Source organism: Nocardia sp. JCM 34519.1 (genome assembly GCF_020361265.1).
Taxonomy (GTDB): domain Bacteria; phylum Actinomycetota; class Actinomycetes; order Mycobacteriales; family Mycobacteriaceae; genus Nocardia; species Nocardia arthritidis_A.
This window is the reverse complement of record NZ_JAIRBR010000006.1, coordinates 1-14,923: the sequence shown is the minus strand read 5'-3', so window position 1 is coordinate 14,923 and position 14,923 is coordinate 1. Positions and strand designations below refer to the sequence as shown.

The window sequence follows — 14,923 nt, the reverse complement described above, 5'->3', positions numbered from 1 at the left end:
CCGTCAACAGCACGAGACACTGCGCACGAAGGAAATCCTGAACCCGCGCCCGCCGAAGGTCCCCGAGGGTTTCGTCGACGAGGTGGATCCGGACGATCCGGGCCTGGCGGTCGAGGGCCCGATCGACGAGTTCTCGGCGCACAAGATGCGCAGGAACCGCCGTGAACAGATCGAGGACAACTTCCGCGAACTGCTCGAAGACCCTGATTTCTAGGCGATATTGAACGGCTCCGCCGAGCTGCGCACCGAACCCAATTGCGCGACAACGGCATACGCACCCGGCGGCACCGGGACGCGCTCACCCGCACAATTGGGCTGCGAGGTGGAGCCGGACCAGGTGACGGTGAACGCCGCCTGCTCGCCGCGGTTCAGCGTGCGCACATCCGCTTGACCGTCCGGATAGCAGTCGGTGCTCGACCACAGCCTGCGCGCACCGTCGAGGGTCTGCACCGAAACCTGCTGCAGGCCGGAACCCATATCGCGGGAGCAGGTCACCGACGAGATATTGGTGATGACGATGACGAACACCGGCTGCTCACCCACCTTGTAGGTGGGCTGCTCGACCGACACCTTCACCGCGAGCGATTGGTCGGGGCACTGTGCGGGCGGCGCCGAACTCGCGGTGGCGGACGCGCTGCTGCCGGAGGGCTTGGGCGTGCTCGAATCGCCGCTGGCGGAGGGTTTTCCGGAGGCGGCGTCGGCGGATTTGTTGGCGGGCTCGCCCGCCTTGCTCGCATCGGCCGCCTTGGCCGTCGTCGACGACGAGGTGGCCGCGCCCTTCGAATCGCCCGATGATCCACCGCGCGAGACCAGCAGAGCCAACCAGATCACCAGCGCGAGCGCGACCACCAACGCGGCGATCGCGAAAACGCGACGACGCCAGTAGATCTCCGGAGGCAGCGGTCCAGTGGGTTCCAGCACGACTCAACGGTAAGGGCACGATCGGGTGGAGCCACTCAGGGGCTCGGCGTGTCGGGGGAGGAAAACCGTGGCGTTGCGGGTACATTGCGGCCCGCACGCTGGGGAAATCCCGTCCAGCTCAGGCGAGTTCGCCGATATTGCCGACGACGCGGTGCAGCTGGACCTTGCCCTCGGCGAGTTTGTAAGTGACACAGGCGATCGCGCATTCGCCGGTGGCCACCCGCTGCGAGATGATCATCGACCGCTGCATGAGCAGCCTGCTGGTCTCGACGACATGCCTGGCCTCCAGCTCGTCGACGGTGGAAAGCCCCTCGCGCCTGCCGACCAGGATCGACGGCGTCACCCGCTCGACGACGCTGCGGATGAACCCGCCGGGCACCTCGCCGCCGTCCAGCGCGTCCAGCGTCGCCTTGACCGCGCCGCAGCTGTCGTGGCCGAGCACCACGATCAGCGGCACGTTGAGCACCTGGACGCCGTATTCGATCGACCCGAGCACCGAACTGTCCACCACGTGGCCCGCGGTGCGCACGACGAACATATCGCCGAGCCCCTGATCGAAGATCAGCTCGGCGGCGACGCGGGAGTCACCGCAGCCGAACAGCACCGCGGACGGGGATTGACCGCTGACGAGCTTCGCCCTGTCGGCCGCGCCTTGACTAGGATGCAGCAGTGCACCGCTGACGAAGCGTTCGTTGCCTTCCCTCAGGGACTTCCAGGCCGAGATCGGATTGGACTGCGACATATCGTCCATTGTGCACAACCCATCGGTTACCAGCGAGTTCGAACGGTTACGGGTCGGCTACCAGTCGCTGGCAGGCAGACGAAGGAGACGGTGAACGTGACGATCGATGCGGACGCGCTGCTCGACTGGTACGGCGCAACCGCACGTGATCTGCCGTGGCGCCGCCCCGGTGTCACGGCATGGCAGATCCTGATGAGCGAAATCATGTTGCAGCAAACACCGGTGGTCCGGGTGGAGCCGGTGTGGCGGGAGTGGGTGGCGCGCTGGCCGGTGCCATCCGCGATGGCGGCGTCCGCGCAGGGCGAGGTGCTGCGCGCCTGGGGCAAACTGGGCTATCCGCGCCGGGCGCTGCGGTTGCACGAGTGCGCGCGGGTGCTCGCCGAGCAACACGGCGACGAGGTGCCCGCCGATGTCGAGGTGCTGCTCGGGCTGCCCGGGATCGGTGCGTACACCGCCCGCGCCGTCGCCTGTTTCGCCTACGGTCAGCGAGTTCCGGTGGTGGACACCAACGTTCGCCGGGTGGTCGCGCGGGCGGTGCACGGACGCGCCGATGCGGGCAATCCGTCGGCCCGGGATCTCGTGGAGACCGAAGCGCTACTGCCGCAACCGATTTCCCGCGCGGCCAGGTTCTCGGCCGCGTTGATGGAGTTGGGCGCGCTGGTCTGCACCGCGCGCACGCCCGATTGCTCGAGCTGTCCGCTGCCCCGCTGCGCCTGGGTCGCCGCCGGTCGTCCGGTAGCCGAAAACACAAGGCGCACACAGAAATACGAGGGCACGGACCGGCAGGCGCGCGGTCGCCTGCTCGATGTGCTGCGCGCCGCGACCGGGCCGGTCGAGCGAATCCGCTTGGACCTGGCCTGGACTCGCGATCCGGGGCAGCGCGACCGGGCGCTGGACTCGCTGCTCGTCGACGGGTTGATCGAGCAGACCGCCGATGGGTTGTTCGCGCTCGCCGGCGAGGCTGGCCGAACCGAATAACCTACTCCCGCATAGCCTTCCGGCTTAATACAGCGGCACTCATCAACCGCCGAGTACGCGACCGAGGAACCGCTCGACCTCGGCGCGGTACCGCTCGGGCCGGTCATCGTGCACCAGATGCGCGGCTCCCGGCACGAACACGTATTCGGCGTCCGGATGCACCCGCGCCATCTCCCGCATCTGCCCCGGCGGCGTGATGCCGTATTCCCCCTCCAGCAGCAGCGCCGGAGCACGCAGCGATTTCCACTCGGACCAGAAGTCACGGCCGCCCCACTCCTCCGAGATATCCCGGAAGGTGGCGACCGAACCGTGCAGCCGATAGCCATCCGCTCCGCGCTCGAACGAATTCAGGAAATAGCGGCCCGCCACCGGGCCGAAATACGCCAGCACCGCGTCGTCATCCGGGAAGGGTTGCGGCCACGCCTCGATCATGGCCGCCCAGCCTGCGGCGGTGCGGCCGCGGAAATCGGGTGCGATGTCCTCGATCACCAGGGCGCGCACCCGCGCCGGATGGTGCGCCGCGAATACCCATCCGTGCAGCGCGCCCATCGAATGCCCGATGATCACCATGGGTTCGGCGATGGCCGCGGTGGCCGTTGCCAAATCGGCAACGAATGCCTCGGTGGTGAGTTCGTCGGGCGCCGGCCTGCCGTGCCCGGCCGCGTCGAAGGTGTGCACGTGGCCGTATCCACGCAGCCAGCCGAGCTGATCACGCCAGGTTCGGGCGCTGCCCATCAGCCCGTGCAGCAGCAGGATGGGCACGCCGGTTCCGCCTTCGTCATGCAACACCGGGCCGATTCTGCCAAGCCCGGCAATCCGGGTTCGTTTTCGCGTCGTATTGTCGAGATCATGGCAGTCGTCAAGATCAACGCGATCGAGGTTCCCGAAGGCGCTGGCCCCGAGCTGGAGCAGCGGTTCGCCCACCGGGCGCACGCGGTGGAGAATTCGCCGGGCTTCCTCGGCTTCCAGTTGCTCCGTCCGGTCGCCGGGGAGAGCCGGTACTTCGTTGTCACGCAGTGGGATTCGGAAGAGTCCTTCGCCGCATGGCGGGATGGTCCCGCGAAGGCCGCGCACGCGGGCAGCGATCGTAAGCCGGTGTCCACCGGAGCATCGCTGCTGGAATTCGAGGTCGTCATGGACGTCGCCGCGAAGCAGGCCTGATACTCCGGTACGAGATCGGATCGCTACCGCGGGCCGATCTCGGGCGAGGAATCCGGCGGCAGTGTCGGTGTCATGCCGCACACAGCCCTCTTCGCCCCGGCCACCCGCACCGACGAACCGCCGCCGCCCCGTTCGATATTGGTCGCCTTTCTGGCCCTGATGGCGGCGCTGGCCGCCGGGATCGGCGAAATGATCGAGCACATCGCGGCGGCGGTGATGCGCTCCGGCGCCGACTGGCCGGGCTTGGCCGTAGGCGTCGCGGTGCGGCTGGGGATCTATCTGGTGGTCTTCCTGGTCGCCGTGCGAATGACGCACGGCGCGCGATGGGCCCGAATCGCGCTGACCTTCGGCATCGGCGTGGTCGGCCTGGCCTCACTGATCGTGGAGCCGATCCGGAACCTGTTGTCCGCCAACGATATCGGAGCGTTGCTCGGCGGAATCACCGCGGATTCGGTGCTTGTCGCGCTGCTCAGGGCCGTCCATATCGTCGCGGTGCTGATCGCGATCCCCGCCATGTACCGCGGGGACGCCCACGACTATTTCGCCGCAATCGAGGCGAAACGCCCTGTCGAATAATGCGTTTCGAGTACCTGTCCGGCCCACCACACGGTGCGCCGGACAGGTGCGGCCCAATCAGGCGTCGAATGCCGCGTCGAGTTCGATATCGTCGACGCCGGCCAGCGCCTTACTCACCGGGCAGCCGGCCTTCGCCGCGGCGGCCGCCTCGGCGAACTGCGCGGCGTCGATGCCGGATGCCTTGCCGCGCACGGTCAGTTTGATCTTGCTGATCCGGAAGCCGCCCGCCGGGTCCGGACCGAGCGTCACGTCGGCGGTCACGTCCAGCCTCTCCGGCGTGCCGCCCGCATTGCCGATCTGCGCCGAGAGCGCCATCGCGTAGCAGGAGGAATGCGCCGCGGCGATCAGTTCCTCCGGGCTGGTGGTGCCGTCGGCATTGTCGGCGGCACGCTTGGGGAACGATACGTCGTACTTGCCGACCCCGGAGCTGGTCAGCTCGACCTGGCCGCCGCCCTCCTGCAGGGTGCCGGTCCAGGCGGTACGCGCGGTACGTGTTGGCATCACGGTCCTTTCGCCGATGATCGATTCAGCACGAACCTACCCGCGCCGGGCCGACTTGGCGCGCAGCTTCGGCCCATCAACCGGTGGTGAATCGGAATATGCTGTGCACCAGGCTATTCCGGATTGGTGATCCGAGCGAGCACGATGCCGCCGAGGATCAGTGACAGCGCCAGCAGGCGGCCCGCGCCGAGCGGATCCTTGTTGACGATCACGCCGAGCCCGATCGCGCCGACGGCCCCGATACCGGTGAAGATCGCGTACGCGGTACCGACCGGCAGGGTCTGCATGGCCCTGGACAGCAGGTAGACCGCGAGGCTCCCGAGCGCGAAGCAAAGGACGGTGGCCAGCGGGCGGGTGAAGTTCTCGGTCGGCTTGATGCTTTGCGACCAGACGATCTCGACCAGTCCGGCGATGCCGAGCACGACCCAGTTCATCTCAGTACTCCTTGGCGAGTTCGCGCACCGATTCCAGCGCGAGCGCGTAGGACTCGTCATGCTTGTCGCGCAGCTGCGCGAGATTCGGATCGGTGCGCGAATTGGCCAGTTCGGCGTGTACGAAAACGGCGTCGCGCACGGCGAAATGCCCGGCGAAGAAATCGCGCAGATAGCGTTCCTGATAGTCGAAGGGGGCCTTGGGTGCGCCGGGCGTGTACGCGCCGCCGCGGGCGGAAGCGACGACGAACCGCCGGTGCCCCAACGACATTCGCGGGAAGGTCACCTGGTCGAGCCAGGCCTTGAGGCTGGCCGGGATGGAGTAGTTGTACATCGGGGTGCCGATCAGGATGACGTCGGCGGCCAACAGTTCCGCCAACAATGGCTCGACGATCGCCCAGGCCGCCACCTGCTCCGGAGTTCGGGCCAGTTCGGGAAGTTTCGCGAGATCGGTGTGTCCCGCCGCGAGCACGGCATCGCACAGCGCGGTCCATCCCGGACCCACGAACGGCACCGGATCGGCCGCGACGTCGCGGTAAACGTATGTACCGCTTGGGTTTTCCGCACGCCAGGCGGCGGCGAAGGCCGCGCTCAGCTCGCGGCTGATGGATTCACGGCGGGCACTGGCGTCCAGGTGCAGCAGCGTGCTCATTCGGACAAGACCTCCATTAACCGAACATTGCGTCCACTTGATTGCGCACTCGACGATAAAGCAGAAGTGGACATATTGTCCACCTATTTGGAACTGCGCTAGAGTCGCGGCTATGGAATCCCGATCCGACCTGCTCACCGGCCTGCCCGCGAACCGGCGACCGGAGCGCGCGGACGCGGCGCGCAACCGGGCGAAGGTGCTCGCGGCGGCCGCCGAACTGTTTGCCGCCCGGGATCCGCGCACGGTGACGATGGATGACATCGCGAAGGCCGCCGGAGTCGGGCGCGGCACGCTGTACCGGCGCTATCCCGATACGAATTCGATCGCGGTCGCCCTCTTGGACGAGCACGAACGCGCATTGCAGGAGCGGCTGCTCGGCGGTGCGCCGCCGCTCGGCCCCGGGGCGTCGCCCGCCGAGCGACTGGCCGCCTTCTACGCCGCCATGGTCGAATTGTTGAGCGAGCACGCGGATCTGGTGCTCGGTGCGGAAACCGGCGGGGCACGCTTCGCGACCGGAGCGTACGGATTCTGGGCCGCGCATGTGCGAAGTCTCTTGGTGGCCGGTGGAATTCGGCAGCCGGATGCCATGGTCGACGCGCTGCTGGCGCCGTTGTCGGCGGAGGTTTTCAAACAGCAGCGGGCGCGGGGGTTGAGTCGGGAACAGATCGCCGCGGCTCTCGGCCGGATCGCCCGTTCTGTGCTGGCGGACTGAAGGAGCAAGCGCGGCAATCCCATTCGCGCAGGACATACGCGCAACGATTGCACCTGAAACGCACCGGACCCGGCGGCCACTAATCCGCCACACCCGCGACCTACCCAGAGGGTAACCGCTGTGTTCGCGGCGATCTTGCTCGAGCGCGCCATGATTGCTCCCGCCGAGCGCGGACCAGAACACGGCGAAACCGTTGCCACGGTGTGCGGCAACGGTTTCCAGCGAACCTGGCTCAGGACATATCCCGCACTCGGAACAGTGCCACGGTGCCGATTACGAACGCCGCCGCGTAAAGCGCCAGCACTACCAGCGATTCGGTGCGCGAAAGGATATCCAGCACACCCGGTGTGCCCGAGCCGGGCACGGTGCGCATCGCGCCCGCCAGCGATCCGGCCGCCGTGCCGGGCAGATGATCGGTGAGGAATTTGATGGGCGTGAAGATCCCTGCCACCCCTCGAAGCAGGTTCTCCACCACCAGCACCCAGACCAGGCCCAGTCCGACCGCGAGGGCGGGTCCGCGGGCGATCGCGCCGATCAACCCGCCGAGCAGCGTCCACATCCCGAGAATCGCGATACCGGTGCCGATCCCGAGCAATACCCGATGCAATGAGGGCAGCGCGAGCGCCTGCCCCTGGCTCGCGCCGATGACCGCGGCCACTCCGGTGTCGACCAGGAAAACCACGCAGACCAACCCGACGACGACCAGCGCGAGGCTCAATACCACCGCCCCGATGGCCGAGATGCGTGACGGTCCCTGGGTGAACACGGTTTTCCAAGTGCCCCAACCGAATCCGCTGCCGACCACGAGCGCGCCGAGCACCAGCATCAGCGCGCCGCCGAACATCGCCATGCCCTGGGTGAACACCTCGGGCACCGCGGTGGGCAACATCTGTTGCAGCAGTTGATCTTTCGGTAGTCCATTGGACATCCGGCCGGATTGCCCCGTGGTGTAGGCGAGGTAGTTGAACAGATAGGCGAACACCAGGTTCAACACCACCCAGACGCCGAGGACGATCCAGAACGCGGGCCACTTCCGCAGCCGCAGCAGTTCTGCCCGCGTGCTGGCCAACAGATCACGCCCGTTCATTTCGCTTCCTCCAATTGGGTCATCTCGAAAAAGACTTCTTCCAAGGACTTTTCGTCGATGCGCAGCTCGAAGAGCTCCGCGCCGGACTCGACGACGGCCCTGGCCACCGCCGGCGCGGTGGCGGTACCGGCATCGATGCGAATTCCATTGGCGGTCAAGAGCGCGGAATGGTCTCCGACCACCGAGCGAACGGCGGGAAAGGCGACCTCGAGTGGTTCGGCCCGCAGCAGTAGCGAAGCGGCGCCGCGCAATTCGCTGACCGTCGATTCGGCGATCAACCGGCCGTCGGAGATCACCCCGACCCGGTCGCAGATCTCCTGTACCTCGCTGAGCATGTGGCTGGACAGCAGCACCGTATGGCCGTCTGCGGCGAGAGTCGTTATCAGCTCCCGCATTTCGGCCATGCCCGCCGGGTCGAGACCATTGGTCGGCTCGTCCAGGATGAGCAGGTCGGGACGGCCGAGCAGGGCCGCGCCGACGCCGAGGCGCTGCTTCATCCCGAGGGAATAGGTGCGGAACGCGTCACCCGCGCGGTCGGCCAACCGCACCGCCGACAGCGCCGCCTCGACGTCCGCACCGCCGAGGCCGCGGTATTTCGCCAGGACCCGCAGGTTGTCCCGGCCGGACAGGTAGGGGTAGAAGCCGGGCCCCTCGATGAGTACGCCGACGCGCCGCAGCACGGCCGGATCCCCCGGCGTATGCCCGAGCACCGTCGCGGTGCCCGCGCTCGGCCGGATCAGACCGGCCAGCATGCGCAAGGTGGTCGTCTTACCGGCCCCGTTCGGCCCGAGGAAGCCGTAGATCTCGCCCGCCGCGACGCGCATATGTACCGCGTCGACGGCGGTGTGCGCGCCGTAGCGTTTGGTCAACCCGGTGGTGACCACGATGGAATCTGTCATGTGTCGAGAATCCGGCGAATACCCGACGGACACATCCGTCTCACCGCGATGTCGGACGTACGTAGCCAGGCGGACGCCATGAACGGGTCCGGCGCAATAGGCTGCATCTGTGAAGGTGCCAGGGTTGACGGGTAACTTGGTCGCGCGGGACTGGGGTGTTGCGCTGGTCGTCACGGTATTCGTGCTGGTGGGCGGTACTTTCGCGAACCGGCAGCCGCATGTGCACCACCTGGACTGGTACGGCTACCTGCTGCTGATCCTCGGCCCGGCCTCGCTGCTGTGGCGGCGCGCGCAGCCGGTGCCGGTGCTGTATTTCGCCTTCGGTATCTGCCTGGCCTACCTGATGGGCGGATACGGATACGGACCGCTGTTCGTGACCCTGGTCGTCTCATTCCTCACCGCGGGCGTCCTCGGATCCCGTTGGTGGAGTTACCCGCTCGTGCCGCTCGGTTTCCTATGCCTGGTGTGGCCGCTGCCGAAGCTGTTCGGCTACCCGGTGCATGCCGGGCTGGTCTCCGCGCTGCTGGCCTGGTTGACGGTGCTGGTCCTGATCGCCGAGGGCCTGCGGCAGCGCACGGCGGTCGTCGTCGCGCGCAGGCAGCGGGCCGAGGCCGCGCGCCGCGACGCCGAGGCGCAGCGCGAACGCCGGGCCAGCGAGGAGCGGCTCGCCATCGCGCGGGAGCTGCATGACGTACTGGCGCACAGCCTTTCGCTGATCAACGTGCAATCGTCGGTGGCGCTCGAACTGTTCGACCGCAAACCGCAGCAGGCGGCCGCGGCGCTGGCCGCGATCAAGACGGCGAGCAAGGAAGCGCTGGCCGAGGTGCACACGCTGCTACAGACCATCCGCACGGGCGCCGCCATGCCCGGTGTGGAAACCGAACCACCGCAACAGGTTCCGGAAAGCGAGGAACCGCGCGGGGCGCGTGTCTTCAGTCTGTTCGGGCGGGAATCGGCCGGGGCCGAACGGGATTCGGCGCCCGCCGCGAATCCGGATCCGCCGGTGCGCCCGGCCCCGCCGCTCGCTCCCGCGCCGAGCATCCATGACCTCGACACACTTTTGCAGCGCACCCGTGCGGCCGGGTTGGTGGTGAACACCCGCGTGGTCGGCGACCCGAGAAAATTGCCGAGCGTCATCGATGTGGCCGCGGCGCGGATCATCCAGGAATCGCTGACCAATGTGGTGCGGCACGCGCCCGGCGCGGCCGCGACGGTGACGGTGCGCTACGGCGCCGAATCCGTCGATATCACCGTCGACAACACCCGGCCGACCGAAACCCAGACGCGGACCGGCGCGGGCGGCGGCAACGGGATCATCGGCATGCGGGAGCGAACACACGCACTCGGCGGCGCGCTCACCGCCGGGCCGCGCCCGAGCGGCGGATTCCGGGTCGCGGCCCGGCTGCCCGCCGGTGACCCGAAGCGCAACGGCAATCCGGCCCCGGCGCAGGCGACCGCCATCGCCGATACGACCGCACCGCACGATGATTCGGCCACCTGAGGACGGAATACGGGAGAACGCGATGACGATTCGAGTGCTCGTCGCCGACGACCAGGCCCTGGTGCGCGGCGGATTCGTCGCGCTGCTCGACGCCCAGGACGATATCGAGGTGATCGGCGAGGCCGCCAACGGCGAACAGGCCGTGCGGCTCACCCGCAAACTCACCCCCGACGTAGTGCTGATGGACATCCGCATGCCGGTCCTGGACGGGCTGGCCGCGACCAGGATGATCGCCGAGGATCCGCATCTGTCCGCGGTGAAGGTCGTTGTGCTGACCACCTTCGAACTGGACGAGTACGTCTTCGAGGCAATGCGTTCCGGCGCAACGGGATTCCTGGTCAAACACACCGAACCCGCGGATCTGTTGCGGGCCGTCCGGGTGGTCGCCGCCGGTGACGCGCTGCTCTCGCCCGGCGTCACCCGCAGGCTGATCGCGGAATTCTCCGCACACGCCAAACAGCCGCCGCCCGCGGCCTTTTCGGAGCTCACCGACCGCGAGCGCGAGGTGATGACCCTCGTCGCCGAGGGCCTCACCAATGCGGAAATCGGTGAACGGCTCTATATGAGCCCGGCCACCGCCCGCACCCATGTCAGCCGCATCCTGATGAAGTTGAACGCCCGTGACCGCACGCAGCTGGTGGTCATGGCCTACGAATCCGGGCTGGTGCGGCCGGGCTGGCAATAACCCTCAGACGCCCGGATTCGCTTCGCGCCGTTCGGCTTCGGTGAACACCGGGCGCGGCGCACCCGCGGGCGCGGACTGCGCGCGGGACGAATACGCCGATGCGGCACGGAATGCCGCGCGTACCCCGCTCGGCGCTGCGGCATAGGTGATTGCCTGCCCCGGGGCGAAACCCATTCGGGTGCCGATGGCGACCGCGTCCATATTCGCGCCGAGGAACAGGAAGGTCCAGTTGTAGTCCCGCTCCTGCTGTTCGATCAGCTTGCGCACCGCCTCGTGCGTCCATTCCCGGCTGGAATTCTCGTGACCGTCGGTGAGCACGACGACGATGACGGTGCCGGGGCGCTCATGCTCCGGACGGCCGGCGAGTTCGGCGCCGACATCGGTGATCAGCTTGCCGACCGCGTCGTACAGCGCCGTCATGCCGCGCGGTTGCAGGTTCAGCGGCGGCACGTCCGCGATCGGGCGATTCGCGTACACCAGCTCGTATTCGGTGTCGAATTGGGCGAGCGTCACCGCGATGGTTTTCGGCTCGCCGCGCTGCTGTTCGATATATGCGGCGAAACCGCCCTCGGTATCGGATTTGATCTCCTGCATCGAACCGGACCGGTCGAGCAGAATGGCGATCAATGTGTGGTCTGGATTTGTCATATGCACCCCCGGTCGATTGTTGACCTCATCCACCGTACGCCCGGAAAACGTACGCGTCCGGACGTAGGCGAGACGACGACGCGCGGCCGATGTCCGCCTCGACCGCCGCGAGCAGGGTTGAGATATGAACATTTTCGACCATGTCACCTACCTTGCCGACCAGACCGGCTGGCACCCCTGGCCCTACTTCTGGATCTTCCCGCTGCTGTTCTGGACCACCTTCATCGTCCTCGCCATCGTGCTGCGCCGCCGATTCTGCTGGCGGGAAAGCGGAATCGGCGCGCTGCGAACGTCTTTCGCGCGCGGCGAGATCAGCGAGGACGAATACCGCAGCCGCCTCACGGTGCTGCGGGAAAAGCGCGGACCGGTAAAGGGCTGAGCGGTCGCACGGAATCGAAAGGCATATCCATGAGCATGCGATTCGGCATTATTCTCGTCCCGCGTTCCGGCCCCGAATGGGTCCGCGATACCCGGGCGGCCGAACACCAGGGCTACCACACCATTCTGCTGCCCGACACCCTGCACACCCCGTCGCCGCTGCCCTGCCTCGCCGCGGCCGCCGCGGCGACCACCGCTATTCGATTGCGGCCCAACGTTCTTGCGGCGCCTTTCCGCGATATCGCTGGCACCGTACGCGAAGTGGCTGCCCTGCAACTACTTTCGACCGGCCGCTTCGAACTGGGCATCGGCGTCGGCCGACCGGATGCCGCCGCCGAGGCCGAAAAACTGGGCCGCCCTTGGGGTACCGCCGCCGAGCGCCGGACACTGCTGTTCGAGACGGTGGCCGCGGTACGTGCGTCGGTCCAGCCGCCGCCACCGGTCGTCATCGCGGCGAGCGGCCCGAAAATGCTGGCCGCGGCCGCCGCCATCGCCGACCGGATCCTGTTGGCCGCCGGTCCCGAGTCCACCGAACAGAACCTGGCCGATATGGTCCGCATCGTCCGCGACCACACCGACCGCGATATCCGCTTCACCAGCCAACTGATCGGCATCGGCGACCAACTGCCGTACTGGACGGCCAACCGCCTCGGCCACACCCCGGCCGGATTGCGCGCCGCAGGCGCGGCGGGCCTACTCCCGCCCGACCCAGCCGACGCCATCGAAATCCTCGAATTCCACCGCGACAAATACGCCATCGACGAACTCCTCGTCCCCGCCGAACTATCCCCCGCCTTCACCCCAATCCTCGACCACTATCGGTGACCGCCGACCCGACAGCGCCTAGCTTCCCGCGCTGACAAGTGCATGCGCGGGAAGCTGAAAGCTACACGGGAACACCGTCATCCGGGCGCCGCACGCCCAGCCGAGGCGATCCAGTCGTCGCAGCGACACAACCACCCGCCCAACGTCCAGCCACCGCACCTCAGCTTGCGCACAACGTTCTGGTTCCGCATTGACTGTCGCTGGCTCGGGAAGCTGAAAGCTATGCGAGGATGGCGTCACCTGTTCGTCGAATGGTGTTCGGCGGCAAACGCACCGGGAGTGCAGCCCGCTCGGGTGGTGAAGAACTTCGCGAAGTTGGCGGCATCGTCGAAGCCGACGCGGCGGGCGCATTCGGCGACCGAGATATCGGAGTGTGCCAGTAGTCTTTTGGCCTCCAAGACCACCCGGCTATCGATGTACTGCTTGGCGCCGATGCCGACAGCGTGCTGGGTGGCGCGGGTGACGGTTCGGGGTGAATATCCCAAACGTTCGGCGTACCAGGACAGTTCACGTGTCTGCCGGTGGTACTTCTCGACTTCCAGCGCGAAGTCCGCGAAAGTTCCTTCGGCGGTTTGCATTTCGTTAGCTGATTGGCCGATACGTAACAGCAGCGCCTCCAGCAGGTTGTGCAGAATCGGCGCGGTGGCCGGGCTGGGCGGTGCGCCGAATTCCCGGCGCAGATGTTCGGCGGCGGTCCGGACCAGCCCGGTGTCGGCGCCGAGCGCCCAACGGACGGGGCCGAGCGGCCCAGCGGCGGGCACCGCCACCAGCTCCGGCCGGAACAACACGATGACGCCCTGGCAGTCGGCGATATCGTCCCAGCGGTGCAGCCAGCCGGGCCGGATCCACACCGCGACACCGGCCTCGATCGAGTGCCGGTCGAAATCCACCGCGACCGCACCTCGGCCCGCCGTCACTATTCCGAGCACGTGAAAGTCGGCCCGTTGCAGCGGCGGCACCAATGCTCCCGCTGGCATACCGCGCAATTCGGCGAAGCTCAGCACCTCCACCCCGGCGGCACCACTGTGTTCAGGCTGGTAGCACAGATTGCGTATCGAACCCGCTTGTCCGTTTTTCACCATGACAAACCGGAAACTTACCTCGTGACGCCCGGCCGGGCCACCTAACGTCGATGACGAGGAAAGGAATATCCGATGCGCGAACAGACAATACGGCCGATACCAGTCGACGGTGGCGTTCTTCCGGTGAATATCACTGCGGGGCAAGGTGTTACGGCAATCTTACTGCACTACTGGGGTGGTTCGCACCGCACCTTCACCCCGGTGATCGAACGGCTGTCGCCGGAGATCGGCACGGTGACCTTCGACCACCGCGGGTGGGGCGCGTCCCGCCGACTGCCCGGCCCGTACGACCTCACCCAGCTCGCCGGGGATGTCCTGCGCGTCGTAGCCGAACTCGGGCTCACCGACTACGTCCTGGTCGGCCATTCGATGGGCGGCAAGGTCGCCCAACTCGTCGCCGCCCGCCGCCCCGCCGGGCTGACCGGCGTGGTGCTCATCGCACCCGGTCCGCCCCGTCCCGCGAACGTGACTCCCGAAGCACAGCAGGCACTTTCGCACGCCTACGACAGCGCGCAGACGGTCGCCGCGGCCATCGACCACGCCCTGACCCACCGCCCGCTCACCGAAACCCAACGCGCCCAAGTGATTTCCGACAGCCTTGCCGCGACACCGGCGGCCCGGCTCGCTTGGCCGCTGCACGGCATCGCCGCCGATATCAGCACCGAGGTGGCCGAAATCGACCTCCCCGTAATGGTTCTGGCGGGCGAATACGACGGCGTCGAACCGCCCGCGACGCTCGCGACACACCTGCTGCCGCTTATCCCCCAAGCCACCATGCGGGTCGTGCGCGACACCGGACACCTCTTGCCGCTCGAGGCCCCCGACGCGATCGCGACGGCGATCACCCAATTCGCCCGCCAGCAGACCGACCGCCGGTTGCCGACCAACTGAAATAGCGAAATCCCCTCTCCGCCATGCGAAGAGGGGATTTCGGCTAGCTGGGATCTACTCCCCGGAGGCCGCCTGAGCGTCACCGGCGAGCGCCGCGACCGGCTTGTCCTCGACCGGCTCCGACTTGGTCAGCTTGGCCTTGCCGGTGAAGGTGAACTTGGCGTCCTCGCCAGCACCCTCGCCGTTCCAGCCTTCGACGTCGACGGTGATGGTTTGGCCTGCGCCGATTTCGCCGAAGAGGATCTTTTCGGAG

Annotated in this window: 20 protein-coding genes; 9 read left to right on the top strand and 11 right to left on the bottom strand. The window is 67.3% G+C overall.

Annotation, left to right across the window (positions count from 1 at the left end):
* Positions 1-210: 210 nt before the first annotated feature.
* A complete protein-coding gene (locus tag LGY53_RS17020) occupies positions 211-921 on the bottom strand; it encodes a hypothetical protein (RefSeq protein WP_225727658.1) in 711 nt (236 codons plus the stop codon).
* 118 nt (positions 922-1,039) lie between these two features.
* On the bottom strand, positions 1,040-1,663 hold the full coding sequence (locus LGY53_RS17015; protein WP_167471655.1) for a carbonic anhydrase: 624 nt from the start codon (positions 1,661-1,663) through the stop codon (positions 1,040-1,042).
* 96 nt (positions 1,664-1,759) lie between these two features.
* Between LGY53_RS17015 and LGY53_RS17010 the strand changes: the two genes are divergently transcribed.
* A complete protein-coding gene (locus LGY53_RS17010) occupies positions 1,760-2,641 on the top strand; it encodes an A/G-specific adenine glycosylase (RefSeq protein WP_225727657.1) in 882 nt (293 codons plus the stop codon).
* Positions 2,642-2,683: 42 nt separating this feature from the next.
* Here the strand turns inward: LGY53_RS17010 and LGY53_RS17005 are convergent, their stop codons facing one another.
* A complete protein-coding gene (locus LGY53_RS17005; protein ID WP_225727656.1) occupies positions 2,684-3,430 on the bottom strand; it encodes an alpha/beta fold hydrolase in 747 nt (248 codons plus the stop codon).
* Between the two features lie 60 nt (positions 3,431-3,490).
* On the opposite strand from LGY53_RS17005, the gene mhuD reads away from it, so the two are divergent.
* Both mhuD and LGY53_RS16995 read left to right on the top strand, forming a co-directional pair.
* Positions 3,491-3,802: a mycobilin-forming heme oxygenase MhuD gene (gene mhuD, locus LGY53_RS17000; RefSeq protein ID WP_225727655.1), complete on the top strand. Its 312-nt coding sequence runs from the start codon at positions 3,491-3,493 to the stop codon at positions 3,800-3,802.
* A 72-nt stretch (positions 3,803-3,874) separates the two neighbouring features.
* Positions 3,875-4,378, top strand: coding sequence for a hypothetical protein (locus LGY53_RS16995; protein WP_225727654.1), 504 nt, complete (start codon positions 3,875-3,877; stop codon positions 4,376-4,378).
* A gap of 57 nt (positions 4,379-4,435) precedes the next feature.
* On the opposite strand, the gene LGY53_RS16990 is transcribed toward LGY53_RS16995, so the two are convergent.
* From LGY53_RS16990 to LGY53_RS16980, 3 genes are all read right to left on the bottom strand, one after another.
* A complete protein-coding gene (locus LGY53_RS16990; protein ID WP_225727653.1) occupies positions 4,436-4,879 on the bottom strand; it encodes an OsmC family peroxiredoxin in 444 nt (147 codons plus the stop codon).
* Between the two features lie 113 nt (positions 4,880-4,992).
* Positions 4,993-5,313, bottom strand: coding sequence for a multidrug efflux SMR transporter (locus tag LGY53_RS16985; RefSeq protein ID WP_225727652.1), 321 nt, complete (start codon positions 5,311-5,313; stop codon positions 4,993-4,995).
* A 1-nt stretch (position 5,314) separates the two neighbouring features.
* Positions 5,315-5,962 carry an FMN-dependent NADH-azoreductase gene (locus LGY53_RS16980; protein WP_225727651.1) on the bottom strand — a complete coding sequence of 216 codons (648 nt, stop codon included), beginning with the start codon at positions 5,960-5,962 and terminating at the stop codon, positions 5,315-5,317.
* A 112-nt stretch (positions 5,963-6,074) separates the two neighbouring features.
* On the opposite strand from LGY53_RS16980, the gene LGY53_RS16975 reads away from it, so the two are divergent.
* Entirely contained in the window at positions 6,075-6,674 is a 600-nt protein-coding gene (locus LGY53_RS16975) for a TetR/AcrR family transcriptional regulator (protein WP_225727650.1), read from the top strand.
* A gap of 232 nt (positions 6,675-6,906) precedes the next feature.
* On the opposite strand, the gene LGY53_RS16970 is transcribed toward LGY53_RS16975, so the two are convergent.
* A complete protein-coding gene (locus LGY53_RS16970) occupies positions 6,907-7,761 on the bottom strand; it encodes an ABC transporter permease subunit (protein ID WP_225727649.1) in 855 nt (284 codons plus the stop codon).
* Positions 7,758-8,660 (bottom strand): ABC transporter ATP-binding protein, encoded by a 903-nt coding sequence (locus LGY53_RS16965; protein ID WP_225727648.1) that lies wholly within the window; start codon positions 8,658-8,660, stop codon positions 7,758-7,760. Before LGY53_RS16965 ends, LGY53_RS16970 begins: the two co-directional genes overlap by 4 nt.
* Before the next feature lie 115 nt (positions 8,661-8,775).
* Here LGY53_RS16965 and LGY53_RS16960 point away from each other — a divergent pair, with 115 nt between their 5' ends.
* Both LGY53_RS16960 and LGY53_RS16955 read left to right on the top strand, forming a co-directional pair.
* Positions 8,776-10,161, top strand: coding sequence for a histidine kinase (locus tag LGY53_RS16960; RefSeq protein ID WP_225727966.1), 1,386 nt, complete (start codon positions 8,776-8,778; stop codon positions 10,159-10,161).
* A gap of 22 nt (positions 10,162-10,183) precedes the next feature.
* Positions 10,184-10,846, top strand: a complete 663-nt coding sequence (locus LGY53_RS16955) for a response regulator transcription factor (RefSeq protein WP_225727647.1) — start codon at positions 10,184-10,186, stop codon at positions 10,844-10,846.
* A gap of 3 nt (positions 10,847-10,849) precedes the next feature.
* Here LGY53_RS16955 and LGY53_RS16950 read toward each other — a convergent pair whose 3' ends face one another.
* Positions 10,850-11,494, bottom strand: coding sequence for a vWA domain-containing protein (locus tag LGY53_RS16950; RefSeq protein WP_225727646.1), 645 nt, complete (start codon positions 11,492-11,494; stop codon positions 10,850-10,852).
* Between the two features lie 124 nt (positions 11,495-11,618).
* On the opposite strand from LGY53_RS16950, the gene LGY53_RS16945 reads away from it, so the two are divergent.
* Together LGY53_RS16945 and LGY53_RS16940 are read left to right on the top strand one after the other, a co-directional pair.
* Positions 11,619-11,873 carry a hypothetical protein gene (locus LGY53_RS16945; protein ID WP_225727645.1) on the top strand — a complete coding sequence of 85 codons (255 nt, stop codon included), beginning with the start codon at positions 11,619-11,621 and terminating at the stop codon, positions 11,871-11,873.
* A 29-nt stretch (positions 11,874-11,902) separates the two neighbouring features.
* On the top strand, positions 11,903-12,697 hold the full coding sequence (locus LGY53_RS16940) for an LLM class flavin-dependent oxidoreductase (protein ID WP_225727644.1): 795 nt from the start codon (positions 11,903-11,905) through the stop codon (positions 12,695-12,697).
* A gap of 236 nt (positions 12,698-12,933) precedes the next feature.
* Here the strand turns inward: LGY53_RS16940 and LGY53_RS16935 are convergent, their stop codons facing one another.
* Positions 12,934-13,707, bottom strand: a complete 774-nt coding sequence (locus LGY53_RS16935; RefSeq protein ID WP_225727643.1) for an AraC family transcriptional regulator — start codon at positions 13,705-13,707, stop codon at positions 12,934-12,936.
* A 195-nt stretch (positions 13,708-13,902) separates the two neighbouring features.
* On the opposite strand from LGY53_RS16935, the gene LGY53_RS16930 reads away from it, so the two are divergent.
* Complete coding sequence (locus LGY53_RS16930) at positions 13,903-14,670, top strand: alpha/beta fold hydrolase (protein WP_225727642.1); 768 nt, start codon at positions 13,903-13,905, stop codon at positions 14,668-14,670.
* 54 nt (positions 14,671-14,724) lie between these two features.
* Here LGY53_RS16930 and LGY53_RS16925 read toward each other — a convergent pair.
* On the bottom strand, positions 14,725-14,923 hold a 199-nt coding region (locus LGY53_RS16925), incomplete at its 5' end, for a Clp protease (protein WP_225727641.1).